This window comes from Streptomyces nitrosporeus (assembly GCF_008704555.1).
Classification (GTDB): domain Bacteria; phylum Actinomycetota; class Actinomycetes; order Streptomycetales; family Streptomycetaceae; genus Streptomyces; species Streptomyces nitrosporeus.
In genome coordinates this window covers 733,146-752,550 of the sequence record NZ_CP023702.1, presented here as the reverse complement: position 1 = coordinate 752,550, position 19,405 = coordinate 733,146, and the positions used below count along the sequence as shown (strand labels likewise).

Sequence of the window (19,405 nt, the reverse complement as noted above, 5' to 3'; positions counted from 1 at the left end):
CCGCCGACGCGGCATCGTCCGGACGGCGGGGGAAGTCCCCGAATTCTCTAGGGGGTTACCCCCAGTGGGCCCCCGGGACCGCCCCGGGACCGCCCCGGGTCCGCACACGGCGCCCCCGTCTCCCGCCCCGCAGCCTGGCCGAAAACCGCAGGGCGCCGGACCACGGCGGCGTGAAAGGTTGTACGAGCTCGTACGGACAGCAAGAGGAGAGCGCCGCATGCCCGGGACCGGCACCGATTCCACCGCGCACCGCATCGACACCACCCGGCCCCATCCGGCCCGTATGTACGACTGGTTCCTCGGAGGCAAGGACAACTACCCGGTCGACGAGGAACTCGGCAGGCAACTGCTCAGGCTGCAGCCCGAGATCAAGCAATTCGCCCGGCAGAACCGCTTCTTCATGCAGCGTGCCGTACGCCGTCTCGCCCGGCACGCGGGGATACGGCAGTTCCTCGACATCGGCTCCGGCATCCCGACCGAGCCCAACCTCCACCAGATCGCCCAGGCCGAGGCCCCCGGCGCACGCGTCGTGTACGCCGACAACGACCCGATCGTGCTGGCCCACTCCGGCGCTCTCCTGCGGGGCACGCCCGAAGGCGTGACGCGGTACCTCGACGGGGACGTACGCGATCCCGGGAAGCTGCTCGAACAGGCCGCGGAGCACCTGGACCTCACCCGGCCCGTCGCCCTCTCGCTGATCGCGCTGACCCACTTCCTGCCCGACGAGGACCACGTCCACGACCTGATCACCCGTTACGTCGGGGCGCTCGCCCCGGGCAGTCACCTCGTCCTCTCCCAGGCCACCGGCGACTTCGACCCCGCGGCCATGGCCGAAGGGGTGGCGGAGTACGCGGCCCGGGGCGCGGCCTTCGTCCCGCGTACCCACGCCGAGGTCAGCCGGTTCTTCGACGGCCTGGAGCTGATGGACCCGGGGGTGGTGCCGCTGGGCGACTGGCATCCGGAGCCCGGCACGGACGACACTCCGCCGGCCGGGAACGGTCCGGTCCCGATCTACGCGGGGGTGGCCCGCAAGCCGTGAACCCGCCTCCCCCGCCCCGGTGTCCACCGCCGGGGCGGGAGAACACCGGGCCCGCGCCCCGCCGCGCGGATCCGGGAAGCCGCGGCGGACCGGATCAGCCGGCCCAGACCTCGGCGTCGTCGGCCGGGACGGTGGTGGCCAGCTTCAGTTCGGTGCGGGCCGCGACCGTTTTGTTCGGGTCGATCCCGGTGAACGCCACGTCGTAGGCCACGTAGAAGGAGTCGGTGTCCTTGGCCGCGGCCGCGTCCGCCCACGCCTCGGCGGCCTTCTCCAGTTCACCGCGGAGCTTGGCGGTCTCCGGCTGGTCGATGGCCTTCAGGGACGTGATGTGGGCGTCCAGCGCGGTGGCGACCTCCCCGGCCTGCTTCTTGTACCCGTCGAAGTCCTTCTCGACGTCCGAGTCCTCCGGCTGGTTCGCCCAGAGGATCTCGTAGAGGTTGTTCGCGCCCTTCAGGTACGCGAGCTGGTCGGCGTTCAGGGACTCGTTCTTCAGCGAACCGCTGAAGGTGCCCGACTCCTTGGCGTACGTGCAGCTCACGGACCGGTCGCCGGTCGCCCAGCTCGCGGCGGTGGGGTAGTAGTAGAAGAGGCTGACGCCTTCCGGGACGGCCCAGGTGTCGGAGACGTAGGTGAGCGACTCGGCCGGGCACCGCTTCTCGGCGATCGCGGCGGCACCGTCGTCACCGGGGTAGGCGGTCTCGCCCTCGATCTTGAACCCGCCGACGACCTGTCCCTCGTGGGCCTCGTCGCAGGGCACGATCTCGACGCTGACCTCCTCACCCTCCGTCTTCCCGCTGCTCGGGTTGTAGCAGTCGCCGGTGTCCAGCGAGAAGACCGACCGGGTGCGCGCCGCCTTCTTCACCCCGGACTTGGCCTCCTCGACGATGTCGCCGCACCCGGCCGCTCCGACGGAGAGGACGACGACTGCGGCTGCTATGCCGGTCAGGGAGCGGGACTTGGTACTGAAACGCATGGTTTATGCATCCTCAAGCGGAAAGGTTGTGAACAGGTGTGCGCATCGTAAGGCACGTCAGTGACAGTCATGTGCATGGAAGGTGAGGGCGCGGCCGGCCGGCGGGGCGCCCGCACGCCCTGGGCCCGGCCCTCTTGTGGCACGTGTAGTCGTGCCCAGGCCCCTGCGGCACGTTTCCCGGCCCCCGCGGCACGCGTGCCGGTCGCGTTCCCGGAGAAGGCGCGGCGGCCGGACCGCGCCACGGGCCGCGGAACCGCGATGGGTTCCGGTTCAGGGCACCGCCGGTGGCCGCCGCCGAGGATCCGGCCGTCTCCGGCCCGCGCACCGGCCGGCCCGGCCGCGACGCACCGCACACCCTCGCGAGCGGCGTGACCTACGACGCGGTGCCGGCCCGACGCGCCGGGCCGGCCGCCGGCCCTCCGGGTCCTCCGGGTCCTCCGGGTCCTCCGGGTCCTCCGGCGTCAGGAAGCCGCAGGCTCACGGCTCTTGCCGGATGTCCGGGGCCACCGGAAGGGGACCGGCGCGACTCCGGGCTCCAAGAGTTCGAGGCCGTCGAAGAAGGCCGCGATCCGGTCGACGGGACGCAGGAAGTATGGGATCGCGCCGGTGCCGTTGCACGCGTCCTGGGCCCGCTCGTGGGCGGCGCCGATCCCGCGCGAGCCGTCGTTGAGGACGGGGCGGCCGCCGGCCCCGGAACGGGGGCGGTCCGCGGGGCTACTGTCCGCAGCGCACGCACACCCCTTCGTAACTGCATCGTTGTGATCATCCGCCATTTCTGGCCATTGTGGCTGGTTAAGGTCGGTGGGCAGCAGACAAGGGGACATGGTGCTGCGCTGATCTAAGGAGGAACGGGCGATGCCGTCCGTGACCATTGAAGGTTTCAGTCATGGCTTCGTCACCCCCGCCGCGGGGTTCCTCGTCGCCTGGCTCGGCGGGGCGCTGGGCCTGCGCTGTACGAACCGGGCGAGGCGCTCGGCAGGGGGGCCGAAGGCGGGCTGGCTCGCACTCGGAGCCGGCAGCATCGGTGTCGGGATCTGGACGATGCATTTCGTCGCCATGCTCGGCTTCGAAGTCGTCGGCGCACGCGTCTCCTACGACGTGGGGCTCACCCTGGCGAGCCTGGCGGTGGCGGTTTCGGTCGTCGGCATCGGTGTGTTCGTCGTCGGCTACCGGGGGGTGGGCCGGGCGGCCCTGCTGCCGGCGGGCACGCTGATGGGGCTCGGCATCGCGGGCATGCACTACGTGGGCATGGCCGGAATGCACGTGGGGACGGAACTCCGCTACTCCTTCCCCCTGGTGGCCGTCTCCGTCGTGATCGCGGTCGTCGCGGCCACCGTCGCCCTGCGGGCCGCGGTCTCGGCCCCGGGAGTCCGGGCGAGTGTGGTCTCCAGCCTGATCTTCGGTGCCGCCGTCGCGGCGATGCACTACACGGGCATGGCGGCGCTCGAAGTGGACGGCGGGCACGTCTCGCACGCCTCCGGCACTCCCGCCACGGACATGATCGTCCCCATGCTGCTGGGGCCGGCCGTTTTCCTCGTACTCGCCTCGGCCGTGGTGATGTTCGACCCGGACCTGATGCTCGCGGGAACGGAGGAGGGCCGCCCGTACCCGGCCGCTCCCTCCGGGCCGGCGCCGGCCGCCGGGTACCCCGTGGACGCCGGACACCGCCCGGACGGCGGTCCGGGCGGGTACTGACAGCCCTCGGGCCGCTCATCGCGCGGGGGCGACGGGCCTCTCACCGGGCCCGTGAGGACCTCCGGCCGGCGTGGCGGGCCGCCTGCCACGCCGGGCTCCGGGGCGACGCCGGCCAGCAGGGCCCGGTAGTCCCCGGAGCGTGACCCGAAGTCCACCCGGGCCGCCGGACCGGCCGAGTCATCGTCCGCTCCGCGCAGCAGATCCACCGAGCCCTGAGCGAACCGGAGCGCGGTGTCCCGGCGTTCGGCCTCGGCCAGCAGGACCCGCAGCTCGTCCACGCACGCACGCGCGGGCGCAGCGGCGCCGCAGCGGTCCGGCCCGCAGGCACCCGGTGTTCTCCGGGAGCGCCCGCGCCGCCGGCGTCCGGACCAGTTCCTCCTGTACGCGCGCGTCGTGCACCGGGACCCAGGTATCCCGTACGGCCTGTACCGCCCGGGCGTAGTCCTCGGCGACCAGTGCGGCGGAACGGGCGAGCAGGTGCGCGCGGCGGACAGGACGGGGCCGTACACCGCGCAGCCGGAACGCCGCGCGGACGTTCCCGCCGGTCAGGCCGATGCCCGTCGGGAGCAGACCGAGGACCACCAGGGTGTCGGAGAGCTGGATGCGTTCGTCCCTGCGCCCGCCGTCCTCCTCCAGCGAGTACAGCTCGCCCTTGTCCGCCCCTTCGGAGACCACGAACCCGCTCGGAAGGAGTCCGCGCCGGGGGGATCCGCCTGCTCAAGGCTGTGATGCGGCAGGTTCGGCGCCCGTGCGGCTTCCCGTTCCCGGCGGTCCGCCGCCAGAAGGGGCCCGGCGAGGGCCCGGTACCCCGGTACGGACGCCGACGAGGAAGCCGAGGCGATCAGCCTCCCTGTAACGGGCAGACATGGCCCTACCCACCCGAAACGGCTGCCGCTCGCGCCGGGTGGCGGGGGAGGGCGGCCGAAAAGTCCTGCCGCACATCTCTTCTCCGGGCTCGGGGGGCGCTGTTACATTCCGGAAAACAAGAATTCATTTCAGTCTGCGACTGGAGGCTCCCATGACGGTTGTCGACGAGGGTGTTCACGCCGTGCAGGCACCGGCCCGTCGAGAGCTGCCGCCGTCGATGGTCGAGCGGATGACGCTCATCATGGACGTGTTCGAGGGCCGGACGGCTCGGCTGTCCCTGGAGGAAGTAGCCCGCTCCACGCACCTGCCCAGGTCCACGGCCCACCGCATACTCGACCAGCTGGTGCGGCTGCGCTGGCTCGAACACACCGGCCTCGGCTACGCCCTCGGGCGCCGTGCCCTCGGGCTCGGCGGGGGCGACGGAGCGCACAGCAGGATCCGCGAGGCCGCGGCCGCCCGGCTGCACCACCTGCAGATGAAGACCGGCCTGGTCGTCCACCTGGCCGTCCTCGACGGGGCGGAGGTCTACTACCTCGACAAGGCGGGCGGCCGCTTCGCCACCACCGTCCCCTCGCGGGTCGGCGGCCGGGCGCCGGCCCATTCGACCGCGCTCGGCAAGGCCATGCTGGCCTGGCTCGAACCGGAGGACGTCGAGGCGCGGGCGGCCGGATCCATCAGCCGGCTGACCCAGCGCACGATCTCCGACATCGGCACCCTGCACCAGGAGCTCAACCGCATCCGGCGCCGGCACGGGCTCGCCTTCGAACGCGGCGAGTGCTTCCCCGGCATCGCGTGCGTGGCCACCGCCGTACGCGGCCCCGAGGGGCCCGTCGCCGCGATCTCCCTGGTGGGCGACGCCTGGTCGCCGCTGGAGAAGGTCGCGCCGCTGGTCGTGGACGCGGCACGGCAGGTCTCCCTGGAACTGTTCCCCGGAGGTCAGGAGGCACCGCCGGCCAGGGCCCCGCGCCGGGCGGCGGCGGGACGGTCCATGGGCCGGACCCCGGCCCCGGCCCCGGAGGAGAACTGGTCGCCGGAGGCGATGGACCGGCTGCTCGCGGCGGGCCAGTACGGCGACTGGCAGTAGCCGGACGGCGCCCGCGGGGAGGGGCGGCGCCTGCGAGGAGGGGCGGGACGCGGCGGCCGGGACCACCGCCGGGAGCGGGGACGGGCCCGCCGCCCGGACCGGCCCGTCACCCCCAGTTGTCACCCCAGCCCCACGGGTCGAGGGACGTCGCGGCCGGCGCCAGGGACTGGACACCGAACCCGCCCCGGAAGAACAGCATCGGTTCCCGGTCCGTCACCGCCTCCAGCCCCAGGACCCGGCCCACCACCACGTCGTGGTCGCCCGCGCCGTGGACGTCGTGCACATCGGCGTGCACCCGGGTCAGGACACCGGGCAGCGAGGGAGTGCCCCAGCGGGAGAGCTCCCAGTCCAGCCCCTCGTACTTACGGCCCTTGCCCGAACCGAACCGGCCGCAGAGATCGGTCTGTTCGGCGGCCAGGATGTTCACGGCGAACCGGCCCGTCTCCCGGATCCTCGGCCAGGCGCGCCCCCGGTGGTCGGCACAGAACAGGACCAGCGGGGGATCGAGGGAGACCGACGCGAAGGACTGACAGGCGAAACCGACCGGGACGCCGTCCGCGCCGACACCCGTCACCACGGTGACACCGGACGCGAAGGTCCCCATGGTGCGGCGCATGAGCTGCGGCGTCGGCTCGGTCTCCAGGAGGGTCTCGGTCGCGGACAGGGGCTCTGCGGTCATCGGGTTCACCTCGGGGGACGGTGCGGCGGTGTGCCCGGGGTTCGGGCAGGGGCCGAAAGTAGGACACCCGCCAGGGCCCCCGGGGCCGGGCTCCCGATGAGTGGAACGCCGTCCGGCCCCGCTCGGCCGGGCGCGGCCGGCACCGGGGCGACGGTATACGTCCCGGTCACCGGGATGTATACCGTCCGGCGTGAACTCCGGCCCCCGCGACATCGGTTGACGGGAGCCGGTCCGATGCCGCGCGGTCCGCGCAGCTTCCTCGGAGGGTGTGGCGTCAAGATGCTGGAAGGTCAGCTTTTAGCTGTATATCGGACAGCTATCCCGGTTTCATGCCACAACTGACGCTGAAGCAGGATGATTCCGGTGACTCCGCCGCCGCCGGAACCGCCGGTGGCCGGACAGGGGAAGGCTGTTGCGTCCTGTTCGTCCGCCGTGACGGTACGCGCACCGTCACGGCGGCGAGGGGCGAGGCCGCTGACGGTACGGCGCGTGAGGTGAAGGGCTCCGTCGTCCGGCGGGCGGGACGGACCGCCGCCGGCCGGGGTCCGCGTGACCGCATCGCCGCCGGTCCTCGGGGTCCTCAGGATCCGCCGACGGGGTGCGGACCCGAAGGAGGAGAAACCTTTTGACGTCTGCACCTTCCCGGCCGCGCCGGGCCCTTTCGGCCTGGGGACGCCGGCTGACCTCCCTCGTGGCCGGCGGCGCCCTGACGCTGACGGGCGTGGTGGCGCTCGCTCAGCCCGCGCACGCCGCGACCGGCCCACTGGCGTACGTGGCCGAATTCGGGGGCAACACCGTCTCGGTCATCGACACGAGCACGAACACCGTCACCGGCAGCATCACCGTCGGCGCCAAGCCCGCCACCGTAGCGGTGAGCCCGGCCGGCACGTACGCCTACGTCGCCAACCTCGCCGACAACACCGTCTCGGTCATCGACACGGCGACCGAGACCGTCACCACGACCGTCCCCGTCGGCAGCAGCCCCCTCACGGTGGCGCTCACCCCCTCGGGGGCCGACGCGTACGTCACGAACATCGGGGACTCCACGGTCTCGGTGATCGACACCGCGACCCACACGGTCAGTGCCACGGTCCCGGTCGGAGGCGCCCCGAACGGGGTGGCGGTGGACCCGGCGGGAGCCACCGCCTATGTGACGAACAACGCCACCTCCACGGTCTCGGTCATCGACACCGCGACCGACACGGTGACCGCGACCGTCCCCGTCGGGAGTTCTCCCTCCGGGGTCGCGGTCAGCCCTTCGGGGGCGGCCGTCTACGTCACCAACAACGGGGGGACCACGGTCTCGGTGATCGACACCGCGACCCACACGGTCAGCGCCACCATCGCGGTCGGGTCCGCCCCCAACGGCGTCGCGTTCAGCCCGAGCGGCACGCGGGCCTACGTCGCCGACGCCGGCAGTGGCGACGTGAAGGTGATCGACACGGCGAGCAACACCGTGACCGCGTCCGTCCCGGTCGGCGCGGGCCCTGCCAAGGCCGAGGTCTCCCCGTCCGGCGCGAACGTCTACGTGACCAACCAGACCGACGGCACCGTCTCGGTGATCGACACCGCGACCGACGCCGTCACCGCCACGATCAGCGGATTCGCCGAACCGTACGGCATCGCCTTCGCCCCCCTGCCGCCGCCGGCGGCGGACATCGCCGTCGGCCTCACCGCCCAGCCGAACCTGGGCCTCCTGGTGCCCTACCTCACCTACACCCTCACGGCCCACAACACAGGCCCTGCCGCCGTCACCTCGGCCACGCTGAAGGCGACACTTCCGCCCGGCACCTCCGCCACCGGGCTCTCCGCCGGATGCACCACCGCCGGCACCACGGTGACCTGCTCCTACGGAGCCATCGCCGTCAACTCCGGTGTGAGCAAGACGTTCCGCGTCCCGCTCCACCTGCTGACCCTCGGCCCCGTCAAGGTCACCGGCCTGCGCACGGCCTCCGCCCCCAGCGACCCCGACCCCGCCGACGACAGCGCGACCGTCACCTGCAACGCCGTCTCCGTCATCCTCGTCACCTGCCCCTGACCCGAGCGGCGACCCCGCACCCCGGCGACCCCGCACACTCGGCGACCCCGCATCCCCGGTGATCCCGTGCGCCGCCGGAACTCCGGTTCGCCTCCGTCCGGGCGGAGGCGAACCCCGGGGCCGGGGAACGAGGGCGCACCGGCGCCGGACGCGGCGCACCGGCCGGACGGTTCGGCCCCGACCCGCCACGGCCGGACGGATCCGATCCCGCCGGAAGCCTTCTTCCGCCACCAGGACCTCACGGCCGCCGGCCAGGCGACGGCCTGCGGCCTGCGGACGTTCCGACGGCGCCGCGAGGTGCCGTGACTGCCGTCGCACGCCCGCCGGGGATCACGGGACAGCCTTGGGCGGCCCTTTCACGGGAAGGGCCGGGCCGCTGGGCCATGCAGGGGAATCCGGCGTCGGCTGCGCATGGCCGGTGTGAGGCGCGTTATATCTGGCCAAGTGAACTCAGGCACTCTCACCGTCAGGAGCGATGAATGGGTGATGTCGCGCGGGTCTTCCAGTGGCAACAGCTCTTCTGGGACGAAGAAGTCGGGGTCTGGCTCCACGGTTACGGCGAGGAAGAGTATGTGAACTACAGCATCACCTGCCGCCTCCGTAGCAATGTGCCACCGGCGGCGGTGGACGTGAAGGCCCAGATGACACTGGGCGTCACGGGGCCGCACCCGCCGGACGGAACGATCGGCCGGACCGTCTGGGTGAAGAACAACTCGGTCGGACCGCAACCATTCATCAGTGTGAAACTGCACCGATTCAGGCAGAGCTGAAGGCAGGTGACAGAACATGCAGGACGCGACGTCGTTCGTATGGCATGACGAGAAGGGGCGGATCTACGCCGTGGGGAAGCCTGAGGAATCCGTCCGCGACAAGGTGATCCCGCTGGTGTCCAAGGAGTCCCACGGGGTGGTGGAGGCCGTGATTTCGGAAGACGAGGCCAAAGCCCTTCCGCTCACGCACAGGGTGGACATGGAGTCCCGGAGCCTGGTGCCGCTGGAGCAGGGCCACCAGAGCCACCAGGGCCACCAGGGCTGACAGGCGGTACGCGGGCCCGTCACCGGCCCGGCCGCGCGGACACCGGATCCGGACCCCGCCGACCGCGCCCCCCGTCGGTGAGGACCGTGTGCCGGCCGGTGCCTTCCCGTCGGCCCATGACCGCGTGCCGGCCCACCGTTTCGTCTCGATTCACGGCTCTCGCCGTGACGTCACCGCCCGTTCGATCGGCATACCGGGAGATCGCCATGGCTCAGTCTGTTCGTCTGCTGTACCGGGGACAGAAAGGCACGATCCGCAAGAACCACAACTGGGCTCCCATCAAGGCGAATTCGGCAGTGGTGATCACCGCAGCCGAATTCAGCGTCGCCAACTGCCGCCCGCTTCTGGGCGCTGCGAACGTCTATGTGACCAACATCGGCCCGCACGGTCCCGAGGGCGGAACCGGCGGTGTGGAGTTCCTTCTCCACGTCGACTGGGAGACGCCCCTGGACGTGATCGTGACCATCACGGTCCTGGGGGACATCGACGTCTTCCAGGAGGTGTAACGCCTGTCATGTCCGGAAGGGAGCCCGGTTCCGCCGAGACCCCGGGCGCCCCCGGGCTCAGGTGTTGAATTCGTAGAGGTCGTACGCGACCATCGCCAGCCGGCCGGGACCGTCGTTCCAGCCCAGGGCGGACCCGAGCGGGCTGGTGACCTCCTGGTAGCCGATGACGTTCAGCTGAGCGTCCGCGGTGCCCATCCAGAGGGCGCCTTCCTCGGTGGAGGCGAACCAGCACGGTCCGCCGGAGTACTCCCCCCAGACGGTGTTGAAGTTGAACACCTGCGGCCTCTGGCTGTCGGCGATCAGGTTCGCCTTGTCCTTGAGAGTGACTCCCCAGGTGCTCCGGTCGACGGTGAAGTACCAGAGGTTGTGGTCCGCAGGGCCCACCGAGCAGTTCGCGACGAGGACCGAGTCGCCCCGCACGTTGAGATCGTTGATGCCGCGCTGGGCGCCGGGGTTGTACACCGTCCGGGAAAGGACATCGCCCGACGGCACCTCCACCACGCAGACGTAGCCGTCCTCCGAGCCCGTGACGACCCGGGCGGCCGTCGCCGACGTGCTCAACGCCTCGACCGCGTGCACATCGTGCAGCCCCCAGGGGTTGACCGGCTGCGGGTTCCGGATGTCGACGGAACGTACGAAAGAGAGCCGGGGCGGCTGGGCCTGGTACTTCCAGACGGACAGGAACCCGCTCGTGTGCCCCATGACCACCGTCCCGCCCGCGGCGGCGACCGCGCGCCCGCCGGTGGCGACCCCGAGCGCGGGTGCGTAGGTGAAGGTCCCCCGCAGCCGGAGATCGGCCCAGGAACCCTCGTGGGCGGACCACACCGAGAGGGAGCGGTCGTCGTTGGAGGTGACGAACGCCCTGCCCGCGACGGGGACGATCGTGCGTACGCCCTGGAAGGAAGGGGTCGTCGCGGCTTTGCTGATGAGCGGCCCGGCGAACGGCTCGGTCCCGGTGTACGTGAAGATGCTCAGTGAACCGTCCCACCGGCCCACCGCGAAGTGCTGGTCGTCCAGCCAGGCCAGGGCCTGCGCCATCTGGTAGGTGGCGCCGCTGGAGGTGATGGGGAGGACGGTGGGCGCGACGTCGGCAGCGGGGAAGGACACCCCGCGCTCGGCCAACTCCCGCCGCGAACGCACTACCGGGGGTACCGGGGGTGCTGCCGGAGGTTCTTCCGCGTGGATCGGTGCCTCGCTGTTGCCCGAGTGATCAGACATGACCATTCCTCCCGGTCCCCCGGCCCCGCTGGCCTCTCGGGGCGGGGCCGGAGCCGCGCTTTCCGATATGGCACTACAATTCCGAGCATACGCCGCCTTTATCGTCCCTGCCGGGCATCCCGCGAAGCCCGCCCGGAACGAGGCGGTGGCACCTGCTCCGCAGACCACTTCGGCCGTCATACGGTGGGCACGCCCCGGTTCCTCCCCGGTCTCCGAGGTACGCGGTCCCTACCTCTGCGAGGAATCAACTGCCGCCCAGCGGGAGCACACCGTGCCCCCGCTGCCGGGCGTTGCAGCGTTCACACGGACCCATCCGAAGCGTCGCCACTGAGGTAACGCCCCGGGGAGGTGCCGACGGTCCGCCGGAACGCTGCGAGGAAGGCGCTCGGTGTCGCGTATCCCACGGTGTGCGCGACCCGGGAGACGGGCTGGCCTTCAGCAAGGAGGGGCAGGGCGGCACGCAGGCGTACACGGGTGCGCCAGCGGTCGAAGTTCACGCCGGTGTCGTGGACGAACAGCCGGGTCAGAGTGCGTCGGCTCACCCCGACGGCCCGTGCGTGCGCTTCGAGACTCCGGGGGTCTGCGGGGTTGGCGAGCAGCGCGTCGGCCACGGCGCGTACGCGGTCGTCGGCGGGGTTCGGTACCTCGATGGGCGTGGCCGGCAGGGGGAGCAGCAGGTCCAGGACGACCGCCTCGGCCCGTAGACGCGCGTCGTCGTGGAGGTTCTCGCGGCTGAGGTAGGTGATCAGGTGGGCCAGCAGCCCGTCGACGCCGACCGGCGTGGGTTCCGACCAGTCCTGATCACATCTGTCCGGTTCGAAGTAGAGGCTGCACAGCACCGCGTCGCGGGTCGCACCGGTCCGGTGGACGACCCCCGCGGGCAGCCACAACGCCCGTGTCCGGGGCAGGACCCAGTAGGCATCGCCGACGGCGACGCCGAGCACCCCGCGCCGCGCCCAGGCCAACTGGTGCTGCGGATGGCTGTGCGGGACGAACCACTGCCCGGACGCCAGCGGAAAGTTCCCGACGACGATGGCGCCCACCCCTGCCGGAACGGCCCCCACGACGGCGTCGGTCATGCCTCCCAGCGTATGTCCTCAACGCGATACGACGTGGCCCTGTAGCGCATCGCGGCCCGCGCGGCGGGTACATAGCGTCGCCTTATGCGAATCAGTCATCCGCGCCACGGGCGCTGCCGCAGTGTGAACGAGCCGCCTACGAGGACAGGATGCTCAGCATGACGCCGGTATCGACCACGGCCGGTGCCAAGCCGGCCGGGCGCCGCGGGCCGGCTCTGGTGGTGCTGTGTTTCGTGCAGTTCATGCTCGTCCTGGACGACAACGTGGTGAGTGTGGCGCTCCCCGGCATGCGCGATGACCTCGGCTTCAGTACCGCGAGCCTGGCCTGGGTCGTCAACGCCTACTTCCTCGCCTTCGGCGGGCTGTTGCTGCTGTTCGGTCGCATGGCCGACCTGCTGGGCCGCAGACGCGTCTTCCTGACCGGTGTGGCGCTGTTCGGTGCGGCGAGTCTGGTCTGCGGGCTCGCGCAGGAACCTTGGCAGCTCGTGGCCGGGCGGTTCGTCCAGGGCGCGGGCGCGGCCATGGCCAGCCCGGCCGCGCTGGCACTGATCACGCTCCTGTTCCCCGGCGCCGAGGAGCGCGCCAGGGCATTCGGCATCTGGGGCGGTATCGCGGCTCTGGGCGGCACGATGGGCCTGGTGATCTCCGGCGCGCTGACCGGCCTCGCGTCCTGGCGCTGGATCTTCCTGATCAACCTGCCGGTGGCCTTCGCGGCCGTCGTGCTGCTCCCGCGCCTGGTCCCCGAGAGCCGGGCCGAACACGCGGTACGCCTTGACGTACCCGGTGCGGCGCTGGGCACCGGCGCCCTGGTGTCCCTGGTCTACGGACTGCTCCGGACCGGTGAGTCGGGCTGGGGGGACACCGCCGCCGTGGGGCCCCTGGTTCTCGCCGTGCTCCTGGCCGTCGCCTTCGTCGTGGTCGAGGCACGAACCGCCGAGCCGCTGCTGCCGTTACCGTTCCTGTCCTTCCGGTTCCGTGCGGTTGCCAACGGGGCGACCCTGCTGTTCTCCGCCGCCGTGTACGCGATGGCCTTCCTGCTGATGGTGCACCTGCAGACCGTCCTGGGCTACCGCCCCCTCACAGCCGGCCTCGCCTACCTGCCCTACGGTGCCGGCATCCTCTCGGGCATGTGGCTCTCCTCCCGAGCAGTGATCAGGCTCGGCGTGCGACCGGCCCTCGTCATCTCGTTCTTGATCAGTGCGGCCGGGCTGCTGCTGCTGTCCGGCGTGGCACCGAGCGACGAATACGCTTCCGGGGTACTGCCCGGCATGCTCGTCACGAGCCTCGGGTGCGGGCTGAGCCTGCCGGCCCTGACCGTCGCGGCACTCACGGGCACCACCGAGGAGAACGCCGGGCTCGGCTCGGCGGTCCTGAGCTCCGTCCAACAGGTCGGAGGCGCCGTGGGGGTGGCGGTGCTCGTCGCTCTGGCCACGCGCCGCAGCGACGCCCTGGCCGCACAAGCCGGCCTCCAGCACGCCGCGACGGAAGGCTTCTCCCACGCGCTCACCGCCGCTGCCGCCCTCCTCGCGCTCGGCGCCGTCCTCGTGGCCGCCCTGCCCGGGAAGAACCACCACCCGGAAGGTGCGCTCGACGCCGGAGAACCTGCGGCCGACCACGGGAACCGCACGTAGCCGCCACTTCGGCCGCTCCTGACGGTACGGTTCTGCCCCGCCCGGGCAGCGCCTGGGCGTCTGCCAATGGGCGAGGGTGCGGCCGGAGGCGGTGAGGGAGGTGTGCCGCCCTGCGGCGTCGTAGGCCCAGGTACCGGTCGCGCCGCCGGGTGCGATGCGGCCGGTGCGGCGGCCGAGCAGGTCGTACCGGTATGTCCCGTCCGGCCGTTGACGGTCCCGGGGACGAGACGCCCATGGCGGTCGCGGAGACCGGGGTCCTGACCGGCCCGGACGCCGGGCACCGGTTCTCCGGGAGTAGGTGCTGCCTGCATCCGGGTAGGTACCCGGGATCATCACGGTATCCGGGGAGCACCGGGGCGCGGACGCGCGCGGCCGTGCGGGAAAGAGTGGGGTGCGGGCGTGGAAGCGATGGAGCTGACGGACGGGGAAGCGAGAGCCTGCGGGGGGCAGGGGCAGGGGCAGGGGCAGGGGTTCAGGGACGGGAACGGGTACGGGGGGCCGGACCGGATGCGTGGGGGAGCCGTCCGGCAGGCCGCGCCGGTGCGGGTGGGCGCTCCTCTCCCACGGGTGCTCGCCGGCCCCCCGGGTGCGGCGGCGCAGCCGGCCGGGCCCACCGAATCACCGCTGGATGTGCAGATCCGGGCGCGCCACGAGGTCCTGTACTTCGATGCCCCGCCCTATCTGTCCGTGGACAACAGCACCCAACTCGGCCAGCTGGCGGAGGGGGTGGCTTACCGGACCGTGTACGGCAGCGAAGCCGTCGAGTACCCCGGGGCGATGACACGCATCGACCAGTGCCTGGAGGCCGGCGAGCAGGCGAGGGTCACCGCACGGCTTCCGATGAAGATGATGATCGTCGACCGTGAACAGGCCGTTCTCTGCGCCTTCACCGGCGATCCGCTCCGGCCCGGGGAGGCCGTGGCCGTCGGCCGGGGGCCCCTGCTGGACGGGCTGATCGAGCTGTTCGAGCGGGTCTGGGCGGAGAGTGTGCCCTTCGACCCGAAAGGACGCTTCGGCGGAGGCGGCAGGGGCGAGCTGAACGACGAGGAGGTCCGCTTCCTGGCCCTCCTGCTCAGCGGGCTCACCGATGACGCGGTCGCCCGTCATCTGGGTGTCGCCCGGCGTACGGTGCTCCGCCGGGCGCGCAGCCTCATGGACCGGGCGGGGGCGCACAGCCGGATGCAGCTCGGCTGGTACGCGGCGCACCACGGCTGGATAGAGGCACCTGGCTGAGAGATTCATGACGATTGGTCAGGATATGTGTGGTGGCGGGCCGTTCACGTGTGGTCCGGGTCTTTTCCCGCACCGGTGGCCGCTTTTCGCGTCCACAGGTGGCGCACATGTGACATCGCAAGATCTTCACCACGGGAACGAACGGGCTATAGCCTCCGGATGCGCTGATCATCCGGCCAGATCCCTCCGTTCGCGGGGCCACCGTGCCCGGTTCTCGGCGTGCGCTTTTCCTCCCCTCCACCCAAGGAGACGTACGTGCCGAACCCTTCTCACCACAGAAGCGGAAGAACCGGCGGGCGCGGCGGGCGGCTGATCGCCGTCGCCACCGCGCTCGCCACCGGAGCCCTCATACCCGCCGTCGGCTCCGGTACCGCCGAGGCCCGGCCCGCCGCCCCGCAGGCCGCGGTGAAGACCGGCCCCCGGGCCGAGGCGGCGAAGTCCGCCCGGATCACCCTGGTCACCGGCGACCGGGTGACCGTCACCACCGCGGCCGACGGGCGGCAGTCCGCCACCGTCGTCCCGGCACCCGGCAACCCCGCGCAGTTCCAGACGGTCACCGGTCCTGACGGTGACCTCCACGTCTATCCGGTGTCCGCGCTCCAGGGCCTCGGGGACAAGACCCTGGACCGGCGCCTGTTCAACGTCACCCAGCTCATCGAGGACGGCCAGGCGGACACCAGCAGCGGTGCCCTCCCCGTCATCGTCTCCTACACCGACAAGCCGTCCCGGTCCACCCTGGGCAAGCGCGCCGACCGGCTCCCGGGAGCCGAACGCGGTCTCGTCCTGGACCGGACGGACATGGCGGCGCTCCGGGTCCGGAAGGACGAGGCCGCGTCGTTCTGGAAGGCGGCCGCACCCCGCACGGCGGCCGGCGGCCGTTCCGCGGCCGCCGGTTCCGGCGTGGCCAAAATCTGGTACGACGCCCCCGTGAAGGTCTCCCTCGACGAGAGCGTCCCGCAGATCCACGCCCCCGAGGCATGGGAGGCCGGCTACGACGGGAGCGGCGTCAAGGTCGCCGTACTCGACACCGGGATCGACCTCGGCCACGCCGACGTCAAGGACCGTGTCGTCGGCTCCAAGAGCTTCGTGGGCACGGACACCGTCCAGGACGGGCACGGCCACGGGACACACGTCGCCTCGACCGTCGCCGGCAGCGGCGCCGAGTCGGGCGGCCGCCTCAAGGGCGTGGCGCCCGGGGCGGACCTCCTCGTCGGGAAGGTGCTCGGCGACAACGGCTCCGGAGCCGACTCCGGCGTCATCGCCGGGATGGAATGGGCCGTCGAGCAGGGCGCGGACATCGTCAGCATGAGCCTGGGCAGCGACGGCGGCACGGCCGACGACCCGTCCTCCCAGGCCGTGGAGCGGCTCAGCGCCACCAGCGACTCGCTGTTCGTCGTCGCCGCGGGCAACTCCGGCCCCGGCAGGGCCACCATCGGCAGCCCCGGCGCGGCCCCCTCGGCCCTGACCGTCGGAGCGGTCGACAAGTCCGACGCGCTCGCCGACTTCTCCAGCCGGGGCCCGGTCGGTGACGAGCGGGCCATCAAGCCCGACGTCACCGCCCCCGGGGTCGACATCGTCGCCGCCAGGGCGGCCGGCACCGCCATGGGCACCGTCGTCGACGGCCACTACACCTCGGCGAACGGCACCTCGATGGCCACCCCGCACGTCGCGGGCGCCGCGGCCCTCCTCGCCCAGCGCCGCCCCGACTGGTCCGGGGAGCGGATCAAGGCGGCGCTCACCTCCCACACCACCGCGTCCGAGGCGTACACGGTGCACGAGCAGGGCAACGGCCGCATCGACGTGGCCGCCTCCCTCGACGCCGCGGTGGATCTCTCCGGACCGGCCGACTTCGGGATGATCTGGTATCCGGGGAAGGACGTCCCGTACGAGAAGCTGAGCCGTACCCTCACCGTCAGCAACCCGGCCGCCACCGCCACCACGGTGGAGCTCTCCGCGCGCACCCGCACCGGCACCCTGACCGACGGGGCGCTGACCTTCGGCGAGAAGACCGTCACCGTCCCCGCGAACGGCAGCACCGACGTCACGGTCACCCTCGATCCCGGCCGGCTGGCCGCCGGCACGTACTCGGGGCAGATCACCGCCACGGCCGCCGGCGGTGCCACCGCGACCTCCGCGCTCGGCTTCACCAAGGAAGCGGAAATGTACGGGGTGACCGTCGGCCTGAAGGACCGCGACGGCACCGCTCCGGAGAACGGCCTCCTGATCGCCATGGGGCTCGACAACGACTACTACGAGACCTTCCCCCTCGCCGGGAAGGACAGCCTGAAACTGAGGATGCCCCTGGGCTCGTACGCGCTCCTCGGCGGGATCACCACCGGTGACCTCGGCTTCCGCGGCGGTTTCGCCGATGCGATGGACCTCTTCACCATCCCCGAGGTGAAGGTCACCGACCGGCCGAACGAGGTCGATGTCGACGCCACCGAGGCGACGGACTTCCGGCTCGACGTCGCCGGCGACAAGCGCAGCAGGGTCGCGTCCGGGTACTCCTACTCGGTCCGCCGGACCGCCCCCGACGGCCGCAGCACCGGTGTCTCCCTCATCGGCGACGCCTTCCTCACCACCGGCCACTTCGGTGCCGTCCCGGCCGGCGCCCCCGAGTCGGGTGAGCAGGTCGCCTCGTTCTACCACCGGGAACGCGCCCCGCTGATGACGGTGAAGGTCCCCGGCCGGGGCGGCTTCACCCTCACCCCCCGCACCTACGACGAGTTCGCGCGCTTCGATGGCGAGCGGACCCTGGGGATCGTCGACGTGGGCGGCGGCAGCCCGGAGGAGATCGCCGGGAAGGCCGTCAAGGGCAAGGCCGTCCTCCTCCACGACGACGCCGCCTACGTCGTCGAGAAGGCGGAGGCCCTGGCCGAGGCGGGAGCCGCCGCCGTACTCCGGGCGCCGGTCACCGACCGCACGGTCCACGCCGTGCACATCACGGACCGGACCGTTCCCTTCGCCGACCTCGACCACCGGGACGGCACCAGGCTCGCGGCCCGGATCGCCGCCGCCGGCAGGGCGCCGGTCACCGTGACACTCGACGGGACCAAGGAGTCCGCGTTCTCCTACGGCGGACAGTGGGACTTCGCGGACGGCATCCCCGACGACCTGACCGTCCGGACCCGGCGCGGTGACTTCGCGAAGGTCACCAACGTCTTCCACGGCTACGGCGCCGAGCAGCCCGGCAACTTCACGCAGCAGGTGTGGAGCGGCGCGAGCGCCGAACACGTGGAGCGGGTGCCGGAGAGCCTCCTCCGGGGCCACAGCCGGGACGACTACACCTATGCGAAGACAGGCCTGGCCTACCGCCAGCAGACCGGGGCCGACCGCAACGGAACCCACATGACCGGCAGGGTGGAGACGTACCGGCCCGGCCGCGCGGTGACCGAGGAGTGGTTCGCCCCCGTCCTGCACCCCGCGGCCCGGGGGAGCCAGATGTCCTGCAACTACTGCGTCCTCGGCAAGGACGTCCTGCCCATGCCCGGCATGGCGGGCGACTCCGACCCGGAGCACTACACCGGGGTCGGGGGAGACACGGCGATGGCCTTCCACCGCAACGGTGAGCCCGCACCCTGGGTCATCGAGGACAAGGCCGACTACCGCCTGGACCTGGACATCGCGTACGCGGCGGAGCAGGGCCTGGCCGACTCCACCAGCCACACCGAGTACTCCTTCACGGCGGACGCGCCCCAGGGCATGAACGAGACGGCGTGCCGTGACTTCATCGGCATGGTGGAAACCTGCCAGCCGCTGCCCGTGATCCTTCCGCACTACACCCTGAAGGCCGACCTGCTGAACCGGGTGAGCGCGGGCCGCGCCTACACGTTCACCCTCGACGGCTACCGGGCCAGCGGATGGAGCGGACCGGAGAAGCTGGCCGGCGCGAAGCTGTCGGTCAGCTACGACGGCGGGAAGACCTGGAAGGCCGCCGACGTGCGGCGCCTGGACGGCGACTCCTTCAGGGTCTCGGTCCGGCACCCGAAGCTCGCGGGCACCGACGGGCATGTGGCCCTCAAGGCCGAGCTGTGGGACACCTCGGGCAGCCGCACGGTCGAGACCGTCACCCGGGCGTACGCGCTGAAGTAGCCCGGCTGCCGGGCACGACAAGCACGGCAGTCACGTCGTGCACGACCAGCTGGACGGACACCGCGCCGGCCGTACCGGGGACCCCTCCCGGTACGGCCGGCGTGTTCGTGCGGGACGGTCCCGATGAGTGGAACGCCGGGGTGCCGCGGCCGCCCGGGTACCGCCCGCCCCCGGCTCCCCGTACGCATCCCGCTGACCGAGACGTACGCCACGCCCCCCGGGCGGCCCTGGCTACC

The 19,405-nt window shown here is 71.9% G+C and carries 16 protein-coding genes; 10 read left to right on the top strand and 6 right to left on the bottom strand.

Going from position 1 to position 19,405, the window contains the following annotated elements:
• The first annotated feature begins 217 nt into the window (after positions 1–217).
• Positions 218–1,039 (top strand): SAM-dependent methyltransferase, encoded by an 822-nt coding sequence (locus tag CP967_RS03375; RefSeq protein WP_150486491.1) that lies wholly within the window; start codon positions 218–220, stop codon positions 1,037–1,039.
• A 94-nt stretch (positions 1,040–1,133) separates the two neighbouring features.
• Here the strand turns inward: CP967_RS03375 and CP967_RS03370 are convergent, their stop codons facing one another.
• Together CP967_RS03370 and CP967_RS35070 are read right to left on the bottom strand one after the other, a co-directional pair.
• Positions 1,134–2,012, bottom strand: a complete 879-nt coding sequence (locus CP967_RS03370) for a septum formation family protein (protein ID WP_150486490.1) — start codon at positions 2,010–2,012, stop codon at positions 1,134–1,136.
• Between the two features lie 461 nt (positions 2,013–2,473).
• Positions 2,474–2,785: an SAM-dependent methyltransferase gene (locus CP967_RS35070; RefSeq protein ID WP_341874679.1), complete on the bottom strand. Its 312-nt coding sequence runs from the start codon at positions 2,783–2,785 to the stop codon at positions 2,474–2,476.
• Between the two features lie 82 nt (positions 2,786–2,867).
• On the opposite strand from CP967_RS35070, the gene CP967_RS03360 reads away from it, so the two are divergent.
• Positions 2,868–3,707, top strand: coding sequence for an MHYT domain-containing protein (locus CP967_RS03360; protein ID WP_150486488.1), 840 nt, complete (start codon positions 2,868–2,870; stop codon positions 3,705–3,707).
• Positions 3,708–3,884: 177 nt separating this feature from the next.
• On the opposite strand, the gene CP967_RS03355 is transcribed toward CP967_RS03360, so the two are convergent.
• Complete coding sequence (locus tag CP967_RS03355; RefSeq protein WP_150486487.1) at positions 3,885–4,382, bottom strand: hypothetical protein; 498 nt, start codon at positions 4,380–4,382, stop codon at positions 3,885–3,887.
• 409 nt (positions 4,383–4,791) lie between these two features.
• On the opposite strand from CP967_RS03355, the gene CP967_RS03350 reads away from it, so the two are divergent.
• Positions 4,792–5,658, top strand: a complete 867-nt coding sequence (locus tag CP967_RS03350; RefSeq protein WP_208838894.1) for an IclR family transcriptional regulator — start codon at positions 4,792–4,794, stop codon at positions 5,656–5,658.
• 106 nt (positions 5,659–5,764) lie between these two features.
• Here CP967_RS03350 and CP967_RS03345 read toward each other — a convergent pair whose 3' ends face one another.
• On the bottom strand, positions 5,765–6,337 hold the full coding sequence (locus CP967_RS03345) for a flavin reductase family protein (RefSeq protein ID WP_150486485.1): 573 nt from the start codon (positions 6,335–6,337) through the stop codon (positions 5,765–5,767).
• Between the two features lie 625 nt (positions 6,338–6,962).
• Between CP967_RS03345 and CP967_RS03340 the strand changes: the two genes are divergently transcribed.
• The 4 genes from CP967_RS03340 to CP967_RS03325 all read left to right on the top strand — a co-directional run bounded on the left by CP967_RS03340 (position 6,963) and on the right by CP967_RS03325 (position 9,916).
• Positions 6,963–8,375: a YVTN family beta-propeller repeat protein gene (locus CP967_RS03340; RefSeq protein WP_229888521.1), complete on the top strand. Its 1,413-nt coding sequence runs from the start codon at positions 6,963–6,965 to the stop codon at positions 8,373–8,375.
• A 479-nt stretch (positions 8,376–8,854) separates the two neighbouring features.
• Positions 8,855–9,145, top strand: coding sequence for a hypothetical protein (locus CP967_RS03335; protein WP_150486484.1), 291 nt, complete (start codon positions 8,855–8,857; stop codon positions 9,143–9,145).
• A gap of 16 nt (positions 9,146–9,161) precedes the next feature.
• Positions 9,162–9,410, top strand: coding sequence for a hypothetical protein (locus CP967_RS03330; protein ID WP_150486483.1), 249 nt, complete (start codon positions 9,162–9,164; stop codon positions 9,408–9,410).
• Between the two features lie 206 nt (positions 9,411–9,616).
• Entirely contained in the window at positions 9,617–9,916 is a 300-nt protein-coding gene (locus tag CP967_RS03325) for a hypothetical protein (RefSeq protein ID WP_150486482.1), read from the top strand.
• 57 nt (positions 9,917–9,973) lie between these two features.
• On the opposite strand, the gene CP967_RS03320 is transcribed toward CP967_RS03325, so the two are convergent.
• Together CP967_RS03320 and CP967_RS03315 are read right to left on the bottom strand one after the other, a co-directional pair.
• The gene (locus CP967_RS03320) at positions 9,974–11,134 is read right to left on the bottom strand and encodes a hypothetical protein (RefSeq protein WP_150486481.1); all 1,161 of its coding nucleotides are present in this window, start codon (positions 11,132–11,134) and stop codon (positions 9,974–9,976) included.
• Between the two features lie 299 nt (positions 11,135–11,433).
• On the bottom strand, positions 11,434–12,213 hold the full coding sequence (locus CP967_RS03315; RefSeq protein WP_150486480.1) for a helix-turn-helix transcriptional regulator: 780 nt from the start codon (positions 12,211–12,213) through the stop codon (positions 11,434–11,436).
• Positions 12,214–12,371: 158 nt separating this feature from the next.
• Here CP967_RS03315 and CP967_RS03310 point away from each other — a divergent pair, with 158 nt between their 5' ends.
• The 3 genes from CP967_RS03310 to CP967_RS03300 all read left to right on the top strand — a co-directional run bounded on the left by CP967_RS03310 (position 12,372) and on the right by CP967_RS03300 (position 19,169).
• Positions 12,372–13,844 carry an MFS transporter gene (locus tag CP967_RS03310; protein ID WP_150486479.1) on the top strand — a complete coding sequence of 491 codons (1,473 nt, stop codon included), beginning with the start codon at positions 12,372–12,374 and terminating at the stop codon, positions 13,842–13,844.
• Between the two features lie 567 nt (positions 13,845–14,411).
• A complete protein-coding gene (locus tag CP967_RS03305) occupies positions 14,412–15,077 on the top strand; it encodes a helix-turn-helix transcriptional regulator (RefSeq protein ID WP_167535319.1) in 666 nt (221 codons plus the stop codon).
• Between the two features lie 255 nt (positions 15,078–15,332).
• Entirely contained in the window at positions 15,333–19,169 is a 3,837-nt protein-coding gene (locus CP967_RS03300) for a S8 family peptidase (RefSeq protein ID WP_150486477.1), read from the top strand.
• Positions 19,170–19,405: the final 236 nt, after the last annotated feature.